The sequence below is a fragment of the Micromonospora sp. NPDC051296 genome (assembly GCF_040682255.1).
Taxonomy (GTDB): Bacteria; Actinomycetota; Actinomycetes; order Mycobacteriales; family Micromonosporaceae; genus Micromonospora; species Micromonospora craterilacus.
This window is the reverse complement of record NZ_JBFBAO010000435.1, coordinates 1-5,187: the sequence shown is the minus strand read 5'-3', so window position 1 is coordinate 5,187 and position 5,187 is coordinate 1. Positions and strand designations below refer to the sequence as shown.

Sequence of the window (5,187 nt, the reverse complement as noted above, 5' to 3'; positions counted from 1 at the left end):
GTGGCCACACGGTCAGCGAGCCGTCCATGCTGTTAGAGAAACAGCCCCTTGCCGTTGGAACCGGTGAGCGGCCGGATGATGTGGTACTGCCCGCCGAGGGTGATCAGCATGTCCTCGATGTCATCGTTCAGCTTCAGCATCTCGATGGTGCGCATCTTGGCGCGTACCACGTCGGTGTTGCCGGCGGCGGCGACGGTCAGGTCGATCTCGGGGGTGCCGCCGGCCACGCCGAGGGTCATCCCGCTGGTGTAGTCGACGAGCGCGACGCCGATCGCGCCGTCGATGGTCATGGCGTCCTTCAGGGCGGCGTCAAGGTTGGCCACGTTGCCTCCAGGGTCGACTGACGTATCTGCCCACGCCAGCGCATGGGTCTTCGCAGGGGACCCCCGTCCGCCCCGGTGAAGAAATCTCGGACGAGAGTTGCACACGCGACGTCCCATCCGCATCTTGTGCAGGCAGAACGGGCTGAGCGGGCCACGCAGGGTGACCTCCGGGCCGGGGAGATCGTCGCTGCGGCGGATGTGTCTGTGCCGGTTCGGTCTGGTATCCACCCACCCTGCGACCTGGGCATTCTGCCCCAGTGGCGGGCGACTCCCGCCGCCCGGACAGCCGCTGTGACCCTGGATGCGCGGCTCGCGTCAACCTCGCGTCAGCCGAGTGCGGCTGCCGACGTGACCGCGCCGGGCACAGTTTGTCGGGTCGGCGGGGTCGGCGGAGCCATAGCTTGGGTGCCGCAAGGGAAGGAGACCCGGATGCTGGAGCGGCTCAACCAGGCCATGGACCACATCGAGCGGCACCTGGACAAGCCGGTCGACGCGGCCGAGCTGGCGCGGATCGCGCTCACGTCGGAGTACCACTTCCGGCGGCTGTTCTCCGCGCTGGCCGGCATTCCGCTGTCCGAGTACGTGCGTCGCCGCCGGCTCACCGTCGCGGGTGCGGAGGTGGTCGCGGGGGAGCGGACGCTGCTCGACGTCGCGGTCCGCTGGGGGTACGGCTCGGCCGAGGCGTTCGCCCGGGCGTTCAAGGCCGTGCACGGGGTCGGCCCCGGCGAGGCCCGGCGTACCGGAGCCGCGTTGCGTGCCCAGCCCCGGATGTCCTTCCGACTCACCGTGGAAGGGAGCAGCAGCATGCGATACCGCATCGTGCAGAAGGAGTCGTTCCGGCTCGCCGGCCGCAAGGCCCGGGTGCCGCTGGTGCACGAGGGCATGAACCCCGCGATCGTGGCCTTCGTCAAGGGCATCGAGCCGGCGACCCGGGACCGGATCGAGGCGTTGTCCGACCAGGAACCGCAGGGGGTCGTCAACGTCAGCGATGGCCTGACCGGCAACCGCGAGGAGGGGACCGAGCTGGACTACTGGTACGGCGTGGTGACCGGTGCTGAGGTGCCCGGCGACCTGGACGTGTTGCCGGTGCCGGCGGGGACCTGGGCGGTCTTCGAGACCTCGGGGGCGTTCCCCGAGGCGGTGCAGTACCTGTGGCGGGACGTGTTCACCCAGTGGTTCCCGTCCAACCCGTACCGTTCCCGCCCCGGGCCGGAGATCTCGCGTACCCGGATCTCGGCGGACGGCAGTCACGCGGACGCCGAGCTGTGGATCCCGGTGGAGCCGGTCCCGGCCTGACGAACCGGCGCCGCCGCACGGCACCGGTCAGGGCGGCGGGGTAGGTCAGGGCGCGAGCGGCCAGGCCGACGTGCCGGAGAGGTCGGCGAGTACCCGCCGCTGGAAGGCGCGGGCCTGCGGGCCGCTGGGCGATGTGTCGCCGTCCCGGGCGGCGATCGACCGCTCGACCAGGTCGGTGGTGGCGGTGTCGACCAGCGGTCCGGCCTCGGCCAGCAGCCGCCGACCGGCGGCCACCTTGGGCAGCCACACCCCGTGGCGCAGCCGTACCCAGGAGCGGCAGGCACCGAGCACGGCGTCCTCCGCCCCGGGTGCGGGCACGTCGCCGGCCGGGACCGGCCGGTCGAGCCACCAGCGCAGCGCGTCCAGCACCAGCCGGCGCAGGTCGTCCGGGGTCAGGTCGGCAAAGGCGTGCGCGGCGGGTGGGCCGAGCAGGGCCCGCCCGCTCTGGTGCAGGATGCTGCGGTCCAGGCCGTACCAGAACAGGCCGTCCGCGGGTGGCCGCCCGGCCGGGCCGTACGAGGCTCGGAAGTCCATCCGCGCGCCGGTGTTCAGCTCGACCTCGAATCCCGGCTCGGGAGTGCCGGAGCGGGCCACCTCCTGGCGGTACACGACCAGCTCCAGACCCCGGGCCGGGCAGGGCAACGTCTCGTGTCGCAACCGCGCCACCAACTCGCGAGCGACCGCCAGGTCCAGCGGGCCGGCGCAGACCAGCGCCACGTCCGCGTCGCTGCGTCCCGGTTGGTACGCCGCCAACCCCACCGACCCCGCCGCGTACGCCCCGCACAGCTCGTCGCCGAGCACGTCGCCCGCGACCGCGACCAGTTCGGTCAGGTACCGCCGAAGCGGCTCAACCATGCTCGAGTTCGCCGGGCTCGCCCCACATCGTCCCGGCCGGTAGGAAGAACGCCGAGTTCTCCGCGCCGAGGGCGTGCCGGATGACCAGCCGGGCATGCTCGTCCAGGTCGGGCAGCCGGCCCGGCGGGAACCACCTGACGTCCAACGACTCGTCGTCGTTGACCCGCATTTCACCGCCCAGCAGCCGGCAGTGGAAGCCGAGGTTGAGGTATTCGCAACGATCCCCGTTGGGGTACGTGTGCGGGTGCGACAGCGCGCTGCTCAGCCGCAGCGGCTCGACCTCCAGCCCGGTCTCCTCCAACACCTCCCGCACGACCGCGCTGGCCGGCTGCTCGCCCGGCTCGACGCAGCCGCTCACCACCGACCACCGACCGTCGTCGGCGCGCTGGCCGAGCAGCAGCTCGCCCGCGTCGTTGCGTACGACCGCGCTTACGCTGGGCAGCCAGAGCAGGTCATGGCCGACGTGTTTGCGCATTCGCAGGATGTATTCCGGTACGCCCACCCGGCGACCTTAGCCCCTCGCGTTCGCCGGCCCGCGTCCCGGTCAGGCGAGGCTGATCTGCCGGCGGATTCGCTCGTACTCCCTGGCCAGTTCCTGATCCAAGCGTTCCAGGCGGGCCTCGGTGAGGACCACCTTCGGCTCGTGCCAGCTCCGGCTGGTAAGCATCCGTCGGCGTAGCCCGGTGGGCGGGTGCGAGGCCAGCAGCGACGCCTCCTCGCGTACGGAGAGTTGCCGTAGCTGCGGTAACCGGTCAGTGGCGTCGGCGAGTCCCGCGGCCGTCTCGGCCCGCCACTGCTGCGGGCCGTGGCCGGCCCGGGAATCCCGGCGCACCACGAGCATCATCGACTCGATGCGCAGCGCGTTGTCCAGCAGCCGGGTCGCCGCATCCGTCCCCGCGGCCCGGGCCGACAGTTCGTCGGCGAGGTATTCGGCGCGTTGGCTCTCGCGCAACGCGAGGCAGACCAGGGCCAGGTGTGCGGCGGCGAGCAGCCGCGAAAGTGTGCCGAGGAGCACCTTCGACAGCAAGGCCCCGAACAATTCCAGGATGCCGCCGCGGTGCCCGGTGTCCATCGGGCGGAGCAGGTCGGCGGCCTCGCCGAGCGTGCGCAACGCGGGCTGGGTGAGCAGCTTCCGGCGCGGGTCGCCGTTGGCGAAGTGACCCAGCTCGTGGCCGAGCAACGCCACCCGCTCCTGCGGGCCGAGCGAACCCCAGTAGGGCAGGCCCAGGCAGAGCACCCGCCGCCGGCGCAGACCGACCTGGCCCGCGTACGCGTTGAAGTCGCCGTCCACACCGATCACCTGTGGCGCGGGCGTGCCCAGCGCCGTCGCGACCTCGTCGACCAGCGCGAACAACTCCGGTGCCCGCTGCCGGGTCAGCACCTCCATCTCCGGGTCGAGCCGGCCGAAGCGGGGTCGCAGCACGAAGGCGAGACCGAGCAGCGCGACGCCCGGCAGGATGGTCAGGCTCGGGAACGACCACACGGTCAGCCAGACGCCGGCGATCGCGATCGCGGCCACCCCGGCCAGCAGCAGCACCGAAGCCGCCGCGATCAGTACCGGCGTGGCGCCGGGGCCGGTCGCGCCGATCGGCCGCCCCACCAACTGGTCGAACTGCTGGCGCGTCGACCGGTAACCCAGCCGGTGTGCCCGGCGGTCGAGCCAGACCCAGCCGAACACGGGCTGGCTCCGGTCCGCGTCGTACGCCTCCAGGTTCCATTCGCAGGACGGGCACCAGGGCGTCGCGCCGAGCGGGGACACCGTCGCGGCGCCGCACTCCGGGCAGACGGTGGCGATCGAGGTAGGCGTGGTCACGACCGCTGATTGTGGCGATGCCGGCACCGCACCGGCATTGGCCGTTCGGATGATCACTGGGCGGCGGTTTTCGCCGTTTCGGCACGTCGGCTGGCCTGCACGTCTACTGTGGAAGAGTCCGGCGACTTGCGGTGTTCCGGTGGCGGGCGGTCGTCTCCCGGTGCACAGTGATCCCATGAGCGACAGCGGACGTGGGCACTACTACTGGTGTACGCGACACCACCGGGTCGAGACCGATGCCGACGTGTGCCCTGCCCGGCACGTTCTCGGACCGTACGCCTCAGCCGCCGACGCGGAGAACGCCCTGCAACAGGTGCGGGAGCGCAACGAAGCGTGGGAGGCCGAGGACGCCCGCTGGGCCGGGGAGGACAGCAGGTAGACGACGCGGGACGCCTCCCGCGTCGAGGCACTGCGTGCGCCGCGAGGGCGGTGGCACGTCCCCAAGGAGGGAACCGAGATGGCCGAAGCACAACAGGCCACCCGCCCGGCCGCGAAGCGTACGCCCGCGAGAAGGACCGCCGCGACGGAACGCACCGCGGGCCTCACCCGCACCCCGTCCACTCGCCGCGCGAACGGCACCGCGCCGGCGGCCCGGAACGCGTCCGGCGGTGCCGGGCGGGCCCCGGCGTCGAAGAGCAACGCCGCGAAGGCTCCGGCGACGAAGGCGACCTCGCTCGCGCGGAAGGCCGCCCCGGCCAAGCGGGCCACGACGGCGGCAAAGTCGACCGCGGCAAAGACGACGGCGGCGAAGTCGACCGCAGCGAAGTCGACGGCGGCGAAGAAAGCCCCCGCGAAGACGACGGCGGCGAAGTCGACGGCGGCGAAGAAGGCCCCCGCGAAGACGACGGCGGCGAAGTCGACGGCGGCGAAGAAGGCCCCCGCGAAGAGGGCTCCGGCTGA

At 72.3% G+C, this 5,187-nt stretch carries 5 protein-coding genes and 2 pseudogenes; 3 read left to right on the top strand and 4 right to left on the bottom strand.

Features of this window, described 5'->3' with window-relative positions:
• Nucleotides 1–35: 35 nt before the first annotated feature.
• Nucleotides 36–323: pseudogene (locus tag AB0M52_RS30105) on the bottom strand (hypothetical protein); the annotation flags it as partial.
• 429 nt (nt 324–752) lie between these two features.
• Between AB0M52_RS30105 and AB0M52_RS30100 the strand changes: the two are divergent.
• A complete protein-coding gene (locus tag AB0M52_RS30100) occupies nt 753–1,619 on the top strand; it encodes an AraC family transcriptional regulator (protein ID WP_363960745.1) in 867 nt (288 codons plus the stop codon).
• A 45-nt stretch (nt 1,620–1,664) separates the two neighbouring features.
• Here the strand turns inward: AB0M52_RS30100 and AB0M52_RS30095 are convergent, their stop codons facing one another.
• From AB0M52_RS30095 to AB0M52_RS30085, 3 genes are read right to left on the bottom strand one after another with little or no spacing between them, the layout of a single operon-like run.
• Nucleotides 1,665–2,474, bottom strand: coding sequence for a nucleotidyltransferase domain-containing protein (locus AB0M52_RS30095; protein ID WP_363960743.1), 810 nt, complete (start codon nt 2,472–2,474; stop codon nt 1,665–1,667).
• Nucleotides 2,467–2,976, bottom strand: a complete 510-nt coding sequence (locus tag AB0M52_RS30090) for an NUDIX domain-containing protein (RefSeq protein WP_363960741.1) — start codon at nt 2,974–2,976, stop codon at nt 2,467–2,469. Before AB0M52_RS30090 ends, AB0M52_RS30095 begins: the two co-directional genes overlap by 8 nt.
• Before the next feature lie 42 nt (nt 2,977–3,018).
• Nucleotides 3,019–4,287 carry a M48 family metallopeptidase gene (locus tag AB0M52_RS30085; protein ID WP_363960739.1) on the bottom strand — a complete coding sequence of 423 codons (1,269 nt, stop codon included), beginning with the start codon at nt 4,285–4,287 and terminating at the stop codon, nt 3,019–3,021.
• A gap of 175 nt (nt 4,288–4,462) precedes the next feature.
• On the opposite strand from AB0M52_RS30085, the gene AB0M52_RS30080 reads away from it, so the two are divergent.
• The gene (locus tag AB0M52_RS30080; RefSeq protein WP_363960737.1) at nt 4,463–4,666 is read left to right on the top strand and encodes a hypothetical protein; all 204 of its coding nucleotides are present in this window, start codon (nt 4,463–4,465) and stop codon (nt 4,664–4,666) included.
• A 78-nt stretch (nt 4,667–4,744) separates the two neighbouring features.
• Nucleotides 4,745–5,187 (top strand): annotated as a pseudogene (locus AB0M52_RS30075) (histone); the annotation flags it as partial.